Consider the following 17,269-nt stretch of genomic DNA (forward strand, 5'->3'; position numbering starts at 1 on the left):
CTGGGCTCCTGCCCAACCTCTCTAAGTAAGGAAGGGGAAATCCGAAATGAACTTAGTCTTAATGGGGCTTCCGGGTGCTGGTAAAGGCACTCAGGCAGAACGAATTGTTGATGATTATGGGATCCCTCATATCTCAACAGGAGATATGTTCCGCGCTGCTATGAAAGAGGAGACACAACTTGGGCTCGAAGCAAAATCCTTTATCGATAAAGGAGAGCTTGTTCCTGATGAGGTCACAATTGGTATTGTTAGAGAAAGACTTGGCAAAAATGATTGTGAACAAGGTTTTCTTCTGGACGGATTTCCGCGAACAGTCGCTCAGGCTGAAGCTTTAGAAGACATTCTAAAGGACCTTGGCAGAACGATTGATTATGTCATTAATATTAAAGTCGATAAAGATGCATTGATGAAGCGTCTGACTGGCCGAAGAATTTGCAAAAATTGCGGAGCAACCTATCATTTAGTATTCAATCCACCTGCGAAAGAAAATGTTTGCGATAAGTGTGGAAGCGAGCTTTATCAACGTGCAGATGATAATGCAGAAACCGTTTCGACTAGACTTGAAGTAAACTTAAAGCAGACTGAACCTTTACTGAACTTCTATTCAGAAAAAGGATATCTTGCAAACATTGATGGTGCAAAACACATTAACGATGTATATGCAGATATCAAGGACCTGCTTGGGGGATTAAATAAATGATTATCTGTAAAACTCCTCGCGAGCTTGAGATTATGAGAGAAGCTGGACGCATTGTCGCACTGACTCATGAAGAGCTGAAGAAACACATAAAACCAGGTATTTCGACAAAAGAATTGGATCAAATTGCCGAACGTTTTATTACAAAGCAGGGTGCAATCCCATCTTTTAAAGGGTATAATGGTTTTCGCGGGAGCATTTGCGTTTCGGTGAATGAAGAACTCGTTCACGGTATTCCTGGTAAACGGGTTTTACGTGATGGTGACATCATTAGTATCGATATTGGCGCAAAGTTAAATGGCTATCATGGTGACTCTGCTTGGACTTATCCAGTTGGGGTAATCAGTGATGAAGACCGCAAACTACTGGAAGTCACAGAGGAATCTCTATATAAAGGCTTACAGGAAGCAAAGCCAGGCGAACGTCTGTCGAACATTTCCCATGCCATACAAACGTATGTAGAAAACGAGAATTTCTCAGTTGTTAGAGAATATGTTGGACATGGGGTCGGACAGGATCTTCATGAGGACCCTCAAATTCCTCATTATGGTCCGCCCAACAAAGGCCCGCGGCTAAAACCTGGAATGGTGTTGGCCATCGAACCGATGGTGAACGCAGGCAGCCGATATGTGAAAACATTGGCTGATAACTGGACGGTTGTAACGGTTGATGGGAAAAAGTGTGCTCACTTTGAGCATACGATTGCGATTACAGATACAGGTTTTGATATACTGACTAAGATTTAGGTCTTCACTGAAGCCTTTCAGGCCCAAATCGGGCAGGTTGTCTGTATAGTCCAAAGGAAAGAACAAGATCAGTATACAGGTGTCATCGGCATGTTCGGTGGCTGCCATGTACTAATCGCAGACGGAGAAAAGCGTAAATTTCATTCTCCTAAGAAAAAATATCAATCATATAACCTTTTATGGTTGCGTATCTCCGGAAGTTCAGAACAGTATATTCAAAACAGGTCGGGTGATAGATGGACAATTGAGATGAACTCATTTGGACATTTGTCAGAGAGCAAGTTACTGATTTGAAGAAGGGAGAACACTTGAATGGCGAAAGACGATGTAATTGAAGTGGAAGGTACTGTAGCAGAAACTTTGCCAAATGCAATGTTCAAAGTTGAACTAGAGAATGGTCATACAGTTTTGGCTCATGTATCAGGAAAAATCCGTATGCACTTCATTCGCATTTTACCTGGAGACAAAGTTACGGTAGAATTATCTCCATATGACTTAACTCGTGGTAGAATTACGTACCGTTACAAATAAAGCAACTCCGGAAGAAGGAGGTTGGAAACACATGAAAGTGAGACCATCTGTTAAACCTATCTGTGAAAAATGTAAAGTTATTCGCAGAAAAGGAAAAGTAATGGTGATCTGTGAAAACCCAAAACATAAACAAAAACAAGGCTAATAACAAGGAGGTGCCCAAATCATGGCTCGTATTGCTGGTGTAGATATTCCACGTGATAAACGTGTTGTCATTTCTTTAACATATGTTTTTGGAATTGGTCGTACGACTGCGCAACAAGTCCTTAAAGAAGCAGGTGTTTCTGAAGACACTCGCGTTCGCGATCTAACTGAAGACGAACTTGGTAAAATCCGTGATATCATTGACAAACTTAAAGTAGAAGGTGACCTTCGTCGTGAAGTTTCACTTAACATTAAGCGTCTAATTGAAATCGGAAGCTACCGCGGAATCCGTCATCGTAGAGGACTTCCTGTTCGTGGACAAAACACAAAAAACAACGCGCGTACTCGTAAAGGTCCGCGTCGTACTGTAGCTAACAAGAAAAAATAAGTAAAGGAGGTAGTTAAAGAATGGCTGCTGCTCGTAAACAAAATACGCGTAAACGTCGCGTGAAAAAGAATATTGAAGCTGGAATCGCTCATATTCGTTCCACTTTCAACAACACGATTGTAACGATTACTGATGTTCATGGAAACGCAATTTCTTGGTCAAGTGCTGGTGCATTAGGATTCAGAGGTTCTCGTAAATCTACTCCTTTCGCTGCACAAATGGCTGCTGAAACTGCTGCTAAAGGTTCTATCGAACATGGTCTTAAAACACTTGAAGTAACTGTTAAAGGTCCTGGTTCTGGTCGTGAAGCTGCAATTCGTGCACTTCAAGCTGCAGGTCTTGAAGTTACTGCAATCAGAGACGTAACTCCAGTTCCTCATAACGGATGCCGTCCACCAAAACGTCGCCGCGTGTAATTTGTTTGTATAGATTTTGTGTCCCTGTCAATAATGGGTTATGATACAGTTATTTATGAGACGAATACACGACTCGTTGCCTGAGCACATACGGGACTAAACAATGAGGAATTTCGGATGGAATCTCATATGATTCTATTCGAGGTTTCGACGTTTTGAAGGAGGGTTTTATTAGATGATCGAAATTGAAAAACCAAAAATCGAAACGGTTGAAATCAGCGACGATGCCAAGTATGGCAAGTTTGTCGTAGAGCCACTTGAGCGTGGATATGGTACCACTTTAGGGAACTCCCTTCGTCGTATCCTTTTATCCTCACTTCCTGGTGCAGCTGTAACATCGATCCAGATAGATGGTGTCTTACACGAATTCTCAACGATCGAAGGCGTGGTTGAAGATGTTACAACGATTATCTTAAACATTAAAAAGCTTGCACTCAAAATCTACTCTGAAGAAGAGAAGACGCTTGAAATTGATGTACAAGATGAAGGTACTGTAACAGCTGCTGATATTACACACGACAGCGATATTGAAATCTTAAATCCAGATCTCCACATCGCAACTCTTGGCAAGAATGCGAGCTTCCGTGTTCGCTTAACTGCACAAAGAGGTCGCGGGTATAATCCTGCTGATGCAAACAAAAGAGACGATCAGCCAATCGGTGTGATTCCGATCGACTCAATCTATACACCTGTCTCTCGTGTGACTTATCAAGTGGAGAACACCCGTGTTGGGCAAATCACAAACTATGATAAATTAACACTAGATGTATGGACTGATGGAAGCACAGGACCGAAAGAAGCGATCGCTCTAGGTTCTAAGATTTTAACTGAACACCTGAATATTTTCGTTGGGTTAACTGACGAAGCTCAGCATGCTGAGATTATGGTTGAGAAAGAAGAAGACCAAAAAGAAAAAGTGCTTGAAATGACAATTGAAGAGCTTGATCTTTCTGTTCGTTCTTACAACTGTTTGAAGCGTGCGGGTATTAATACTGTTCAAGAGCTTGCTAACAAGACAGAAGAGGATATGATGAAAGTTCGTAACCTTGGACGTAAATCTCTTGAAGAAGTGAAAGCGAAACTAGAAGAACTTGGACTGGGTCTTCGTAAAGACGATTGACTAGTTTCATTGTGAACTAGGATTTTCGTGTGTTTTTTATTCATACAGCATTCTCTAACTAAGGAGGGGACATCACATGGCATACAGAAAGCTAGGACGCACTAGTGCACAACGTAAAGCAATGCTTCGTGACCTAACGACTGATTTGATCATCAACGAACGCATCGAAACAACTGAAACACGTGCGAAAGAACTTCGCTCTGTAGTTGAAAAAATGATCACTCTTGGCAAACGCGGAGATCTTCATGCTCGCCGTCAAGCTGCAGCTTACATTCGTAATGAAGTAGCTAACGCTGAAACAAACCAAGATGCACTTCAAAAATTATTCGCTGACGTTGCAACTCGCTACGAAGATCGCCAAGGTGGATACACTCGTATCATGAAGCTTGGACCTCGTCGCGGCGATGGCGCACCAATGGCTGTCATTGAATTAGTTTAATCACATAGCGTGTATCTAAGAAAGGGCGGGACAGTTCATAACTGGATCTATGCCCTTTTTTAGATACTACGGCTTTTTAGCAATAAGCAAAGAAGAGGTTGAGCTGAGAGGAGGTCCGGTAGACATGGGGAAGACATTAATTGATGTAAAGGACATTGTATTTCGTTATCACAAGGATGCAGACAAGCCCGCTTTAGATCAGGTGTCATTGCATGTGAATCAAAATGAATGGCTCGCCATTGTTGGTCATAACGGTTCCGGTAAATCCACACTTGCCCGTGTACTGAATGGGCTCATTTTACCGGATGCTGGAACGGTCAAGGTTGGAGAGATTGAGCTGAAAGAAGAGAGTGTCTGGGATATTCGCAAAAAGGTCGGAATGGTCTTTCAAAACCCAGATAATCAATTCGTTGGCTCAACGGTTCGTGATGATGTGGCTTTTGGTTTAGAAAATAACGGGGTTGAGCGGGAATTGATGATAGAACGTGTAGATTGGGCTGTCAAACAGGTCAATATGCAGGAGTTTCTTGATCAAGAGCCGCACCATCTATCAGGCGGGCAAAAGCAGAGAGTCGCCATTGCAGGTGTACTTGCCGCAAGCCCTGACATCATGATCTTGGATGAAGCAACATCGATGCTTGATCCGGTTGGGCGTGAAGAAGTGTTAGAGACTGTTAGACTACTGAAGGAACAAGGAACGGTCACAGTCATTTCCATCACACATGATTTAGACGAGGCTGCCAAGGCAGACCGGGTCATTGTCATGAATGGCGGGAAAAAATTTGCCGAGGGAACACCAGAGGAAGTATTTGAACTAGACGAACAGCTAGTTCAAATTGGACTTGATCTGCCATTCTCCTATCGGCTGAGCAAACAATTGAAGCAGCAAGGTGTACCGCTTGCAAATGCCCATTTGACACAAGAAGGATTGGTGAAAGAGCTATGGACATTACGATCAAAGAATTAGAGCATCGTTATCAAATGAAAACGCCGTTTGAGCGTCTCGCTTTGTATGATGTCAATGCTTCCATCCAAGAGGGCAGCTATGTCGCTGTCATTGGTCATACGGGCTCTGGCAAGTCCACGTTGCTGCAGCATTTAAATGGCTTGCTCAAACCAACGAAGGGGAGCATTGCGCTTGGGGATACCATCTTACAAGCCAATAAAAAGCAGAAGGATTTAAAGTCACTTCGGAAAAAAGTAGGCATCGTGTTTCAGTTTCCTGAGCATCAGCTCTTTGAAGAAACGATCCTTAAGGATATCTGCTTTGGTCCGATGAATTTCGGTGTTCCTCAGGAGAAGGCAGAAGCAAAGGCGAAGGAAATGCTGAAGCTAGTTGGTCTTCCTGAATCCTTATTATCTCGATCTCCCTTTGAACTAAGCGGCGGTCAAATGAGACGTGTGGCGATTGCAGGTGTTCTAGCGATGGAGCCAGAAGTGCTTGTGCTGGATGAGCCGACTGCAGGATTAGATCCACGCGGACGTAAGGAAATCATGGACATGTTCTATGAGCTTCATCAAAAGGCAAACCTCACCACGATTCTGGTTACACACAGTATGGAGGATGCAGCTCATTATGCGGATCAAATGATTGTGATGCATAAAGGAACGGTGAAGGCGACAGGTACGCCGAGAGAATTGTTTGCCAATCGTACAGACATGTCTTCGTTTGGTCTCGACCTCCCAGAAACGATTAAATTCCAGCAGACTGTAGAAAAAAAGCTAGGAATTACGTTTCCAAGGCCGCTTCTGACCATGGATGAAATGGCAGAAGCCTTAACAGCTCTTTATCAGGAGGACACGACATCATGATGGATAGTATGATTATCGGCAAATATGTGCCAGGTTCATCCTTTGTCCATCGTCTTGATCCAAGGACAAAGCTGTTATCAATTTTCTTTTTTGTCTTTATTGTCTTTTTTGCTAATAATTACATCACTTACGGGCTTTTAGGTGTCTTTACCCTCCTTGTGGTGATGGTTTCTCAGGTGCCGCTATACTTTATTCTCAAAGGAATGAAGCCGATCCTATGGATTGTCCTGTTTACCTTCATACTGCATATCTTCATGACAAAGGATGGCGCCTTGCTATTTCACTTTGGTTTTTTAAATATTTATGAAGAAGGTCTAAAGCAGGGGATTTTCATTTCTCTCCGTTTTGTCTATCTCATCATGATGACGACACTTCTGACGTTAACCACAACGCCTATAGAAGTGACAGACGGTATGGAAAAGCTGCTTCACCCATTCCGTAAAATCAAACTGCCCGTTCATGAGCTTGCTCTCATGATGTCCATCTCTCTTCGGTTCATTCCAACTTTACTAGAAGAGACGGACAAAATCATGAAGGCGCAAATGGCAAGAGGTGTTGATTTTACAAGCGGACCTCTTAAAGATCGCATGAAAGCCATCGTTCCTTTACTTGTCCCGCTTTTCGTCAGTGCGTTTAAGCGTGCAGAGGAACTGGCGACCGCTATGGAAGCGAGAGGCTACCGCGGAGGAGAAGGGCGGACGAAATACCGTCAACTTGTCTGGGGCATGAAAGACACGTTCACACTGCTCCTATTCATCCTGTTAACAGCACTCCTTGTATTTCTGAGAAATTAGGTGATTCCTAGATGAAGGTCAAATGTACCGTATCCTACGATGGGACACATTTTAAAGGCTATCAGGTGCAGCCTGGGCAGCGGACTGTTCAGACGGAGATCGAGTCTGCTCTTGCAAGAATGCATAAACAGGATGAACTGATTCCGATTGTGGCTTCTGGCCGGACGGACAGTGGCGTCCATGCGAAGGGGCAGGTCATCCATTTCGACACGCCGCTCTCGATTCCGATGGAAAGATGGCCTTTTGCCCTCAACAGTCTCCTGCCGGATGACATCCGGGTTCTAAAGGCTGAGGAAGTGGATGAGTCGTTTCATGCACGTTTTAGTGTCGTTTCGAAGGAGTACCGTTATAAGGTCTCAACGGAAACGCACCAAAATGTGTTCACGAGACAGTATGCCTGCCACTTTCCTTACCGGCTGGATGCAGACAAAATGAGAGAAGCTGCTGGGCACCTCATTGGCACACACGACTTCACAAGCTTTTGTGCGGCCAATACAGAGGTCCAGGACAAGGTGAGGGAGATTTACACCCTCGAGTGGAAAAACGTCTCAGATGGGCTTGAAATGCGTGTGAGAGGAAATGGGTTTTTATACAACATGGTGCGAATTATCGCTGGAACGTTACTTGAAATCGGATCTGGTAAATTTCACCCTGAGGAGATAAAAGCCATGCTTGCCGCCCGAAATCGCGAAGCGGCAGGCAAGACTGCGCCTAGTCACGGACTGTATTTATGGGAAGTTTTCTATGACAACTAAACCAGGTGTAACATGTTCTTGACACAGGAAGCAGAAAGTTATAAGATATCATATGGTATGTATTTCAACCCCACAAATAAGCCCCGGAAGACTTATCTTGTGTTTTGAAATAGAACGTAGCATTTGATTCAAGGAAAAATCATTGATTTATTTAGGAGGGAAACTCATGCGTACAACACCAATGGCGAACGCAAGCACAATTGAGCGCAAATGGCTAGTTGTTGATGCGGCAGGCAAGACTCTAGGTCGTCTTTCTACTGAAGTAGCATCACTTTTGCGCGGTAAGCACAAACCAACTTATACACCACACGTTGATACAGGTGATCACGTCATCATCATCAATGCTGAGAAAATCGAATTAACAGGTAAGAAATTGACGGACAAAATTTACTACCGTCACACAATGCACCCAGGTGGTTTGAAACAAAGAACTGCTCTTGAGATGCGTACAAACTACCCTGAAAAAATGTTGGAGCTTGCTATCAAAGGTATGCTTCCAAAGGGTCCATTAGGCCGTCAAATGTTCAAAAAATTAAATGTGTACCGTGGTTCTGAGCATCCACATCAAGCACAACAACCTGAAGTTTACGAACTTCGCGGTTAATTATAAGGGAGGTTAACAATTTGGCACAGGTTCAATATTACGGTACAGGTCGTCGTAAAAGTTCTGTAGCGCGCGTTCGCTTAGTTCCAGGTGAAGGCCGTATCGTCGTTAATAATCGTGAAATTACTGAATACATTCCATTCGCTGCTTTAATCGAAGACGTGAAACAGCCTTTGAACATCACAGAAACAGCTAACAGCTACGATGTTCTTGTAACTGTTCACGGTGGTGGATTCTCTGGTCAAGCTGGAGCAATTCGTCACGGTATCTCTCGTGCTCTTCTAGAAGTAGATCCTGAGTACCGTACATCACTTAAACGTGCTGGACTTCTTACTCGTGACCCTCGTATGAAAGAGCGTAAGAAATACGGTCTTAAAGGCGCACGTCGCGCACCTCAGTTCTCAAAACGTTAATCAATTTTATATTGTATGGACGTTTTACAAAGGTTTGTTACAAACAAACCTTATAAAAAAAGCATCAGCTTCGTGCTGGTGCTTTTTTTTGTGCTTTTTATGTGGATAGATCATGACTGGTCTCTTCCTCTTGAATACGTATAAAATATGAGTATAGAAGTTTTCTGTTAAAAAAGATGGAGGTTGTCCTATGAATCTAACGACAGAAAGATGTCTCATTCGACCATTTGCTGATGATGATTGGCAGGATGTCTATGCATATACATCTGATCCGGTAGTGATGAAGTATATTCCGGAAGATGTATTTTCTAAAGAAGATGCGAAGGAATTTGTCAAAAATAATCGTCATGAAGATGCTAAGTATGTCGGTGTCCTATTAAAAGAAGATCATACATGCATCGGGCATATCGCATTTCATCCTTACTTTGGTGATCACACGTATGAAATTGGCTGGGTCTTCAATCCTGTATATCAAAACAAAGGCTATGCATCTGAAGCAGCCTATGCTGTACTACATCTTGGCTTTCACACAATGAATTTACATCGGATTATTGCCACTTGTCAGCCTGAAAATGTGCCATCGTGGAGAGTGATGGAGAAAATGGGGATGAGAAGAGAGGGATATTTTAAAAAATGTATCCCACAAGGAAAAGAGTGGTGGGATGAGTTTTACTATGCCATCTTACGAGAGGAATGGGAAACTTGATAAGTTTTCATGATATGAAGTAATTCGTCATTCCAAATATCCCTTGGCTTTCGCTATTGATATAATCAGATCAAATAAGCAGAAGAGGGGCGCCAAGCATGAGGATCTTTGATGCACATTTTCATATCATTGATTTTGATTTTCCCATTCAAGAAAACCAAGGGTATACACCCCCTAGTTATGTGGTGAATGATTATAAGAGAGAGACGGCTGATCTAGGGATTTTAGGTGGAGCAATCGTCTCAGGGTCATTTCAAGGCTTTGATCAAGGCTATTTGTTGAAAGCGCTAGATGAAATGGGGCCAGATTTTTGCGGCGTGACTCAATTACCTTTTACGGCAACTGATGATGAGATTGTTCATTTGGATCAACATGGGGTGAAGGCTTTACGTTTTAATGTGAAGCGGGGCGGTTCGGAGGATATTTCGAAGCTCGATTATTTTGCGAGAAGGGTGTATGAGCTGGCGGGATGGCATAGTGAGCTCTACATAGACGCTAAGCATCTCCCTGCAATTTCATCTACGCTTGAACAGCTGCCGGCCGTTTCGATTGATCATTTAGGCTTATCGGAAGAAGGTTTGCCGCATTTGCTCAAGCTGGTTGAAAAAGGAGTTCGGGTAAAAGCAACAGGTTTTGGACGTGTCGATTTAAACGTTGAACATGCGTTGACATCAATTTATCAAACGAATCCTGATGCACTGATGTTTGGTACAGACCTTCCATCCACAAGAGCAAAGCGTCCATTTGAATACGGTGATGTTGAGTTGATTCAACGGCTCTTTGATGAAAAAGCAGCTGATCACATCTTATATAAGAACGCGCATCAATGGTATTTTGGTCAATAATTTCATAGGAGGTGTGTTCAATGGGGTTCAGTCAACTGACGTTCAGAGAAGCCAAGCTGGATGATCTCGATAAAATCGTCTTTATGCTCGCGGATGATATGTTAGGTCAAAAAAGAGAGCGTTACACGCAACCATTGTTAGAAAGCTATATCGAAGCCTTTCATTCAATAGATGCTGATCCAAATATTGAACTCATTGTTGCGTGTGATCAGGAAGAAGCTGTAGGTGTTCTCCAATTGACCATGACGCCATTTCTTACACATCAAGGAGGATGGAGAGCTTCAATAGAAGGAGTTCGTACAGCCTCGTCTCATAGAGGGAAAGGAATTGGCACGCTGCTCATAAAATGGGCGATTCAACGCGCCATCGACCGCGGGTGTCATATGGTTCAGCTAACAACAGACAAACAGAGACCAGATGCACGCCGTTTTTACGAAAAGTTGGGCTTTGAAGCTACGCATGATGGGATGAAGCTGCAAGTTCATCGTCAATAAACACACAAAGAAGCAAAGGTATTCACAATCCTTTGTTTTTTGTGCCTTTATTTCAAATATTTGTTATATTGAAGATGAGAATCTATAGTGGTTGGGAAAGGAGAAACATTTGAATAAAACAAAGGAAGATCTTTTGACATTTGTCACGAAAAACAAAAAGGACGTATCAGTGACAATTATTGAAAATGAAGATGTGATATTAGATTGGAATGGTGATCAAAAAACACCACTTGCAAGTACGGTGAAATTAATGGTTTTATTTCATTTTGTTAAAACCGTCTCTAGCGGTGACATCAAGCTAGGTGAAAAAGTGGCATTGGCGGACATAGAGCGGTTTTATATTGATAGAACAGATGGCGGTGCTCACACATACTGGCTGGAGGTCAACGATTTTTCTGAGCATGCAACTTTATTAGATGTTGCCAAAGGGATGATGCAAGTCAGTTCGAATGCTTGTACTGATTATTTGATTGAACGCCTCGGCTTAGATAAGATCAATGATCGAATGAAACAAGCGGACCTTACAGAACATGGTGAAGTCATGCCACTGACACCCAAGCTGTTGTGGCCAGCCTATATATCTGATCATGAGCGGGATGCATTCAAGCAAATGAGCGATGTAACTGATGGACAATACAAATTTCTGATGATTGAGATTTTTAATATCATGAAAAATGACCTAGAGCATAAAAAGGCGTTAGAAGAAAAATTGATGAAAAAAGACTTGTTAAGCTTGCGTATTCAATCATTACTGACGCAAAAAATGACAAGGTCTACAACTAATCAATATGCACATTTTATGAAACGTCTACAGGATGAGCTGTTAACAACAGAAGAAAAGCGTCTTTTTAGCCAAATTGTGCTGGGAGAAACATTCAAGGCGGAAACAGATCAATATCTTTGGTATAAAAGCGGAGCAACATTGTTTGTTTTCACAGCTGCTTTATATCGAAGCACAGATACATCCTCTATATCCGTCTCTCTTTTTATCAATGATCCTAAAGCGAACAATTCTCATTGGATTGAGGGAGTATTCAATGAATTTATGCTTACTGCAGCAGTGGATCAACACTTTCGACAAAGATTGATTCAAGCTTTTACTAAATAATCATCAAAAAAACAGAGGGAGATACCCCTCTGTTTTATTATTTCTTCATGGGAAACACTTTGTATACATCTTGGCGTTTCTCTTTTGACTTCACAACTCCATCAACCAGTTCCTTTTGCCAAAGCGCTGCATCGTCTTGATACTCTTTAAATGAGTGAGGCAGCTTTTTTTCTAGCTCTTGTCTTTTAAACGTGACGGATTGTTTGTCGTTAGAGTTCATCTTGAGTGTCACTTGCTCAGCATTATCGATAAGAATAAAAAGTGCCAATGCGTTATATAAGTAGTTTTTTTCAATGGTATCCTTCTTGTCAAACCAAAATGTATCAAATTGTTCTTCTGTATCATTGGCATTTTCTTTCACGCCATATGTCACTTTTAGCTCTTTTTCATCTACGATTTCATACTCACGAATCACGTTACCTGGAAGATCTGATAAAATAGCGCCAATTGCTCCGTTGTCTCCAATATAAGAATTTTTGTGCTTAGAAAGCTGTTTTAATGATATGTCTTCTATTCCTTTTATGTCGCTCTTCTGCTCGGTCGCGTGACTGCTGCATCCAGATAAGACGACTGTTAGTAGCAGTAGGATATACATCCACTTCTTCATGAATTTTGCCCCTTTTCCATTCTTTCTATATATAAGTGTTCATCTTATCACAATTTTCCAATCCATTAGCTCATTGATTTCCATTTACTGAACTGCATGTTTTGTTCAAACCAACGAACAATACAAAGAAAAAAGGAGTTCAGTCCATGGCAGAGGTTCTTTCATTTTATCAATTGAAAACAAAACGAGATGTCACGCTTGAAAAGAAACTGTTGCGTACATTGTCTCTTCAACAGGTGACGGTCGCTTCCGAGAAATTCACGAAGAAGCTGTTCCCATTTGCAGACGATCCAGCTGGGATTATGAGTGATGGCTGCATCGATTTCGCCATTGAAGCTTTTTTAGCAGGTGGGAGATACGGTGAGTCGAGCAAGTACGGTGAATCGTTCGATGATATAAAGAAGCGGTCAGTTCATGAAGAAGATGAGCTGGTTGAGGAGCTAGCAGGGTGTTTGCAATCGTGGGGGAATATGTTCCGAATGGAGCGGAAGATGTCGTGTCTGTATCCATTTGCGAAGGATTTTTTAAGCACGTGGTGGCAGGAAGGCTTTCGAGAATCAGAAAAAAGGCATAAGCTTCGGCTGCATTAAGCATATTTCCAGTCCTTGTCCCATATCTATAAAATAATGGTGTATGGGAGGGACAGGGATGAAAAGAAAGCTGAAATGGACAGGGTTTTTAATCGGGTTTATTGTCCTCTTATTCTTATTCAGGTTTCAATTTCTAAATGATGATTCGTGGAAATCGTGGAACTTGCCTCTGAGCGGCAAGATCATCTATTTAGATCCGGGTCATGGCGGTCCAGATGGCGGGGCTGTAGGAGGAGAGCTGCTTGAAAAAGAGATTGCACTGGATGTATCCATGAAGATACGTGACTATTTGCAGGAGCAGGGAGCGCTTGTTCTCATGACCCGCGAGGATGATTCTGATTTATCATCAAAGAATACAAGGGGATATGCCCGGAAGAAAGCGGAGGATTTAAGAAACCGCGTAAAAGTCATCAATGAGTCTGAAGCGGATCTCTATTTAAGTATTCATTTAAATGCGATCCCATCGAACAAATGGAGCGGCGCGCAGACGTTTTTTTACGGAAAGTATGAAGAGAATGAAAAGGCAGCGAAGTTCATACAAGATGAATTACGCAATAATCTTGAAAACACAGATCGAAAGGCGAAGCGGATCAATGGCATTTATTTAATGCAAAATGTGACAAAGCCAGGAGCTCTTGTGGAGATTGGGTTTCTCTCCAATCCGAAAGAGGCCGGTCAGCTGGCAACACCTAAATATCAAGATCAAATAGCCGCCTCCATTTATAAAGGCATTTTAAGATATTTAACAGAGCAAAAAGAGCCGCCTGAATAAGGGGCTTTTTCCTTTTGAACGCAGGCAAACAGGACAGACATTGTAAGGATATGTATGATATACTTGGATTGTAAACGAATTCAATAAAGGGTGAGGTTCTGCTATGATCGGACAAGATGATGTGAGAAAACTAGTTGGGAAGATGGACGAACCTTTCCTTCATATACCGCTTGGTGAGCTGGATGCCATCAAGGAAATCAGCCTAAAGCCTGAAAAAGAACATGTGAGCTTAAAGGTGGCCATTGCCAAAACGGGTACTGCTGAGCAGATGAAGCTGCAGCAAGACATCGTACAAGCCTTGAAAGCAGAGGGTGCTAACACAGTAGGACTTCGTTTTGAAGAACTGCCTCAGGAAACACTTGAAAGGTTTATGCCTTCACAAGATGAGGAAGAAAACCTGCTCAATTCTAAAAATCCGCCTGAGTTCTTAGCGATAGCGAGCGGAAAGGGCGGCGTTGGGAAATCCACCGTGTCTGTTAACCTTGCTGTAGCGCTGGCTCGTCTAGGGAAAAAAGTCGGACTGATTGATGCAGATATTTATGGCTTTAGTGTACCGGATATGATGGGAATCACCGTCAGACCAACGGTTAAAGGGGAAAAAATTATTCCTGTGGAACGCTTTGGTGTCAAAGTGATTTCAATGGGCTTTTTTGTTGAAGAAAATGCACCGGTCATTTGGAGAGGACCGATGCTTGGTAAAATGCTAAATAACTTCTTCCACGAAGTCGAGTGGGGAGAATTAGATTACTTACTATTAGACCTTCCGCCTGGAACGGGAGATGTGGCGCTTGATATTCATACAATGCTTCCAAGCTGTAAAGAAATCATTGTCACAACACCGCACCCTACAGCTGCCTTCGTTGCTGCTAGAGCAGGCGCAATGGCACTGCAAACAGATCACGAAGTGCTAGGGGTCGTTGAGAATATGAGCTATTATGAAAGCAAAAAAACAGGTGAGAAAGAACATGTCTTTGGAAAAGGGGGCGGGGACAAGCTGGCAGAAGAACTGCGTGTATCGGTCCTTGGCCAAATTCCTTTAAGACAGCCTGATTGGAATGAAGAGGATTTTGCTCCATCCGTCTATGATGCGAGTCATCCGACAGGAGAAGTGTATCAACACATTGCGAATAAAGTCATTGAACAATTAGCAGTAAAAGCATAATGAAAGCCCGAGTGGATGTATGTCCACTCGGGTGATGTTTAACTGCCGCTTTCTTCGCTGCCTTTTGATCCGGAATCACTGCTTTCAGATGCTGCTTTTTTAAGCTCATCTTCGAATTTCTTCTTATAAAGAGGACTGCTTAATGTTTCCGTAATAACTTTTTCTAAATGCTTTCTGAACTCTTTGCTTTTCACCAGTTCACCGTATTTCTTTTCCATTTCAGGATCCTTGAGAATATCCATCATCAATTGCTGATAGTCAGGGTCCTTCATTAACTGTTTTAACATCTTTTCATGCTGTTGCTGCATGGATTTTGCGAAAGTCTCGGCAAATTTAGAATCCTCAAAGACCTTCTTCCAGAACTCTTTGCCTTTATCAGAAGTCAGTGTTTTCTCTATCGTTTTTTTCACAGTTTGTTCATCCATTACCAAAGCTTCATTCATTGCCTCGTCATTTAATAACTGTTGAATGGCCTTTTTACCGTCATCTGTCTTCAATATATCGACGACCATTTTCTTTGTTTCGTCATAGTCCATATTAGATGAGGATTGGGTTTTGGGAGCACAAGCTGTTAGAGATAAAAGGAGAAAACAGCTCATTATACGCAAGATGCCTTTTGACATACTGTGGCTCCTTTCGTTACATGTCTTACTTTTAATATGAATGTTTCACGTGAATTTATACATAACAAAAATAGGGGTTGGGTCAATTCAATGAAAAGTCGGGATTTAGTTCGTTTCTTCTTCTCTGTGCTAGCTGTTGGAGCGGTCATTACAAGCGTGGTAGGCTTTGCGCTGGAGTGGGGGAAATATCAGAAGCTTTTTATATCGTTTGAAATACTAGAAATCGCATCTGTGTTATTTTGGTTCATTGGTGTGGGGATGATTTTTAGTGTCATTAGTCAGATGGGGTTTGTTGTCTTTTTGACGGTGCACCGGTTTGCGCTAGAGATATTCCGGTCACATTCTTTATGGAATACCATTCAGCTGTTTCTGGTGATCTTTGTGCTGTTTGATTTAGCTTACTTGCGATTTTTGTTTTTCGGGGAGAATGAATCATTTCTTCCATACCTATGGCTGCCTGTCTTTATCGGTGTGTTCGCATTGATCGTGGCGTACTTTAAACAGCAGCAGTCCTCTAAGAAAACATTTGTTTCCGCAATGTTTCTCATGGTCGTCATCACGTCGCTAGAATGGTTCCCGGCGCTCAGAGTTAATGAAGAGGACTGGCTGTATTTAATGCTATTCCCGCTATTAGGCTGTAATGCGTTTCAGTTATTAGCTATGCCGCGGTTTTCAAAGGCAAAAGCTACTTAACTTCCGATGACCTTGTTTTGGTATTGGAGATCAGTTCGCCAACCGTCACATTCTTTAAATTCTTTTCTTTGATTTGTTTCAAAATAGCTGGTAAGGCTTGAGCGGTTTGGGTTGCTGAATCTGAGGCATGGAGGAGAACAATGTCTCCGCTTTTCATTCGATCATTTACATTCTGCACAATCTGATCGACGCCTGGATTCAGCCAATCCTGTGAATTGACGCTGTAATGGACAACGGTATAACCGTACTGTGTGGCAATTTTTAAAGCTTTTTCGTTAAATTGCCCAGTTGGCGGTCTTAATAGTTGAATGTCATCTAGTCCAAGCTTTTGAAATGAATTTTGTGCCCGGACAAGATCTTGCTTGATTTCACTATCTTCAAGCTGGCTATAATTTTTATAAGCATAGCCAAGGCTGCCGATTTGGTGACCGTCCTCTCTAATTTGTTTGACGATATCAGGATGACGCTCAGCCCAAGAAGCAGACAGAAAGAAAGTAGCGTTCTTTATATCGTACTCTCGAAGGACATTTAAAATAGGAACTGCCTTCTCATCTCCCCAGCCGATATTAAAAGTAAGGGAGACATGTTTTGAGGAAGTCTCGCCTTTATAAATGGCTCGGGGTCCGTGTTCTGTTTTAAATACCGACAGCGGCGGTGCCTTTTGTACATAAAAAAAGGTTGCAGCTGCAAGGGCTGCTACAAGAATAATGACAACTTGCTTCAGCCGTGTAATAGGCAACACATATAATCGACTCAATTCAAACACTCCTGCCTTGTCCAAGATTGTTACTTGATTGTATGCAGGACAAG

The 17,269-nt window shown here is 42.3% G+C and carries 25 protein-coding genes and 1 pseudogene; 23 read left to right on the forward strand and 3 right to left on the reverse strand.

From position 1 onward, the window contains the following. Window positions 1–46: 46 nt before the first annotated feature. The 19 genes and pseudogenes from CKW02_RS00840 (at window position 47) to CKW02_RS00930 (ending at window position 12,012) form a co-directional block, all read left to right on the forward strand. On the forward strand, window positions 47–700 hold the full coding sequence (locus CKW02_RS00840) for an adenylate kinase (RefSeq protein ID WP_003216971.1): 654 nt from the start codon (window positions 47–49) through the stop codon (window positions 698–700). Next, the gene (gene map / locus CKW02_RS00845) at window positions 697–1,443 is read left to right on the forward strand and encodes a type I methionyl aminopeptidase (RefSeq protein ID WP_003217210.1); all 747 of its coding nucleotides are present in this window, start codon (window positions 697–699) and stop codon (window positions 1,441–1,443) included. The genes CKW02_RS00840 and map overlap by 4 nt, the downstream gene beginning before the upstream one ends. Window positions 1,444–1,470: 27 nt before the next feature. After that, a pseudogene (locus tag CKW02_RS20390) lies at window positions 1,471–1,778 on the forward strand (KOW domain-containing RNA-binding protein). Further along, on the forward strand, window positions 1,756–1,974 hold the full coding sequence (infA, locus tag CKW02_RS00855) for a translation initiation factor IF-1 (protein WP_003217190.1): 219 nt from the start codon (window positions 1,756–1,758) through the stop codon (window positions 1,972–1,974). The pseudogene CKW02_RS20390 and the gene infA overlap by 23 nt, the downstream one beginning before the upstream one ends. Before the next feature lie 31 nt (window positions 1,975–2,005). Beyond that, window positions 2,006–2,119, forward strand: a complete 114-nt coding sequence (rpmJ, locus tag CKW02_RS00860) for a 50S ribosomal protein L36 (RefSeq protein ID WP_003156543.1) — start codon at window positions 2,006–2,008, stop codon at window positions 2,117–2,119. 21 nt (window positions 2,120–2,140) lie between these two features. Continuing rightward, complete coding sequence (gene rpsM, locus CKW02_RS00865; RefSeq protein ID WP_003217023.1) at window positions 2,141–2,506, forward strand: 30S ribosomal protein S13; 366 nt, start codon at window positions 2,141–2,143, stop codon at window positions 2,504–2,506. A 20-nt stretch (window positions 2,507–2,526) separates the two neighbouring features. Next, complete coding sequence (gene rpsK, locus CKW02_RS00870) at window positions 2,527–2,922, forward strand: 30S ribosomal protein S11 (protein WP_003217231.1); 396 nt, start codon at window positions 2,527–2,529, stop codon at window positions 2,920–2,922. A 175-nt stretch (window positions 2,923–3,097) separates the two neighbouring features. After that, window positions 3,098–4,042: a DNA-directed RNA polymerase subunit alpha gene (locus tag CKW02_RS00875; RefSeq protein ID WP_003217009.1), complete on the forward strand. Its 945-nt coding sequence runs from the start codon at window positions 3,098–3,100 to the stop codon at window positions 4,040–4,042. A 76-nt stretch (window positions 4,043–4,118) separates the two neighbouring features. Continuing rightward, window positions 4,119–4,481 carry a 50S ribosomal protein L17 gene (rplQ, locus tag CKW02_RS00880; protein WP_003216944.1) on the forward strand — a complete coding sequence of 121 codons (363 nt, stop codon included), beginning with the start codon at window positions 4,119–4,121 and terminating at the stop codon, window positions 4,479–4,481. A 124-nt stretch (window positions 4,482–4,605) separates the two neighbouring features. Next, on the forward strand, window positions 4,606–5,448 hold the full coding sequence (locus tag CKW02_RS00885) for an energy-coupling factor ABC transporter ATP-binding protein (protein ID WP_003217199.1): 843 nt from the start codon (window positions 4,606–4,608) through the stop codon (window positions 5,446–5,448). After that, window positions 5,424–6,293 carry an energy-coupling factor ABC transporter ATP-binding protein gene (locus CKW02_RS00890; protein ID WP_003216922.1) on the forward strand — a complete coding sequence of 290 codons (870 nt, stop codon included), beginning with the start codon at window positions 5,424–5,426 and terminating at the stop codon, window positions 6,291–6,293. The genes CKW02_RS00885 and CKW02_RS00890 overlap by 25 nt, the downstream gene beginning before the upstream one ends. Next, entirely contained in the window at window positions 6,290–7,087 is a 798-nt protein-coding gene (locus CKW02_RS00895; RefSeq protein ID WP_003217024.1) for an energy-coupling factor transporter transmembrane component T family protein, read from the forward strand. Before CKW02_RS00890 ends, CKW02_RS00895 begins: the two co-directional genes overlap by 4 nt. 11 nt (window positions 7,088–7,098) lie before the next feature. Continuing rightward, entirely contained in the window at window positions 7,099–7,842 is a 744-nt protein-coding gene (gene truA / locus CKW02_RS00900) for a tRNA pseudouridine(38-40) synthase TruA (RefSeq protein ID WP_003216948.1), read from the forward strand. Between the two features lie 166 nt (window positions 7,843–8,008). Continuing rightward, window positions 8,009–8,446 (forward strand): 50S ribosomal protein L13, encoded by a 438-nt coding sequence (gene rplM, locus CKW02_RS00905; protein WP_003217042.1) that lies wholly within the window; start codon window positions 8,009–8,011, stop codon window positions 8,444–8,446. Between the two features lie 20 nt (window positions 8,447–8,466). Beyond that, entirely contained in the window at window positions 8,467–8,859 is a 393-nt protein-coding gene (rpsI, locus tag CKW02_RS00910) for a 30S ribosomal protein S9 (protein ID WP_003217273.1), read from the forward strand. Window positions 8,860–9,049: 190 nt separating this feature from the next. Beyond that, window positions 9,050–9,565 carry a GNAT family N-acetyltransferase gene (locus CKW02_RS00915; RefSeq protein ID WP_003217033.1) on the forward strand — a complete coding sequence of 172 codons (516 nt, stop codon included), beginning with the start codon at window positions 9,050–9,052 and terminating at the stop codon, window positions 9,563–9,565. A gap of 98 nt (window positions 9,566–9,663) precedes the next feature. Next, window positions 9,664–10,410 (forward strand): amidohydrolase family protein, encoded by a 747-nt coding sequence (locus tag CKW02_RS00920; protein WP_003217156.1) that lies wholly within the window; start codon window positions 9,664–9,666, stop codon window positions 10,408–10,410. Between the two features lie 20 nt (window positions 10,411–10,430). Further along, window positions 10,431–10,904, forward strand: coding sequence for a GNAT family N-acetyltransferase (locus tag CKW02_RS00925; protein ID WP_003217035.1), 474 nt, complete (start codon window positions 10,431–10,433; stop codon window positions 10,902–10,904). Between the two features lie 109 nt (window positions 10,905–11,013). Further along, window positions 11,014–12,012 carry a serine hydrolase gene (locus CKW02_RS00930; RefSeq protein WP_003217272.1) on the forward strand — a complete coding sequence of 333 codons (999 nt, stop codon included), beginning with the start codon at window positions 11,014–11,016 and terminating at the stop codon, window positions 12,010–12,012. A gap of 37 nt (window positions 12,013–12,049) precedes the next feature. Here the strand turns inward: CKW02_RS00930 and CKW02_RS00935 are convergent, their stop codons facing one another. After that, on the reverse strand, window positions 12,050–12,619 hold the full coding sequence (locus CKW02_RS00935) for a DUF4825 domain-containing protein (RefSeq protein ID WP_003216937.1): 570 nt from the start codon (window positions 12,617–12,619) through the stop codon (window positions 12,050–12,052). Between the two features lie 146 nt (window positions 12,620–12,765). Here CKW02_RS00935 and CKW02_RS00940 point away from each other — a divergent pair, with 146 nt between their 5' ends. The 3 genes from CKW02_RS00940 to CKW02_RS00950 all read left to right on the forward strand — a co-directional run bounded on the left by CKW02_RS00940 (window position 12,766) and on the right by CKW02_RS00950 (window position 15,143). Next, the gene (locus CKW02_RS00940; RefSeq protein ID WP_003217192.1) at window positions 12,766–13,209 is read left to right on the forward strand and encodes a YbaK family protein; all 444 of its coding nucleotides are present in this window, start codon (window positions 12,766–12,768) and stop codon (window positions 13,207–13,209) included. A gap of 58 nt (window positions 13,210–13,267) precedes the next feature. After that, window positions 13,268–13,981 (forward strand): N-acetylmuramoyl-L-alanine amidase CwlD, encoded by a 714-nt coding sequence (gene cwlD, locus CKW02_RS00945; protein ID WP_003217264.1) that lies wholly within the window; start codon window positions 13,268–13,270, stop codon window positions 13,979–13,981. A 103-nt stretch (window positions 13,982–14,084) separates the two neighbouring features. After that, window positions 14,085–15,143: an Mrp/NBP35 family ATP-binding protein gene (locus CKW02_RS00950; RefSeq protein WP_003217013.1), complete on the forward strand. Its 1,059-nt coding sequence runs from the start codon at window positions 14,085–14,087 to the stop codon at window positions 15,141–15,143. Window positions 15,144–15,181: 38 nt separating this feature from the next. Here the strand turns inward: CKW02_RS00950 and gerD are convergent, their stop codons facing one another. Further along, window positions 15,182–15,766, reverse strand: coding sequence for a spore germination lipoprotein GerD (gene gerD / locus CKW02_RS00955; protein ID WP_003217144.1), 585 nt, complete (start codon window positions 15,764–15,766; stop codon window positions 15,182–15,184). Between the two features lie 90 nt (window positions 15,767–15,856). On the opposite strand from gerD, the gene kbaA reads away from it, so the two are divergent. Next, window positions 15,857–16,459 carry a KinB-signaling pathway activation protein gene (kbaA, locus tag CKW02_RS00960; protein WP_003217204.1) on the forward strand — a complete coding sequence of 201 codons (603 nt, stop codon included), beginning with the start codon at window positions 15,857–15,859 and terminating at the stop codon, window positions 16,457–16,459. Here kbaA and pdaB read toward each other — a convergent pair. Further along, window positions 16,452–17,216 (reverse strand): polysaccharide deacetylase family sporulation protein PdaB, encoded by a 765-nt coding sequence (gene pdaB, locus CKW02_RS00965; RefSeq protein ID WP_003217051.1) that lies wholly within the window; start codon window positions 17,214–17,216, stop codon window positions 16,452–16,454. The two genes, kbaA and pdaB, sit on opposite strands and share 8 nt — an antisense overlap. Between the last annotated feature and the right edge of the window lie 53 nt (window positions 17,217–17,269).

It is taken from the genome of Bacillus pumilus, from assembly GCF_900186955.1.
Lineage (GTDB): Bacteria > Bacillota > Bacilli > Bacillales > Bacillaceae > Bacillus > Bacillus pumilus.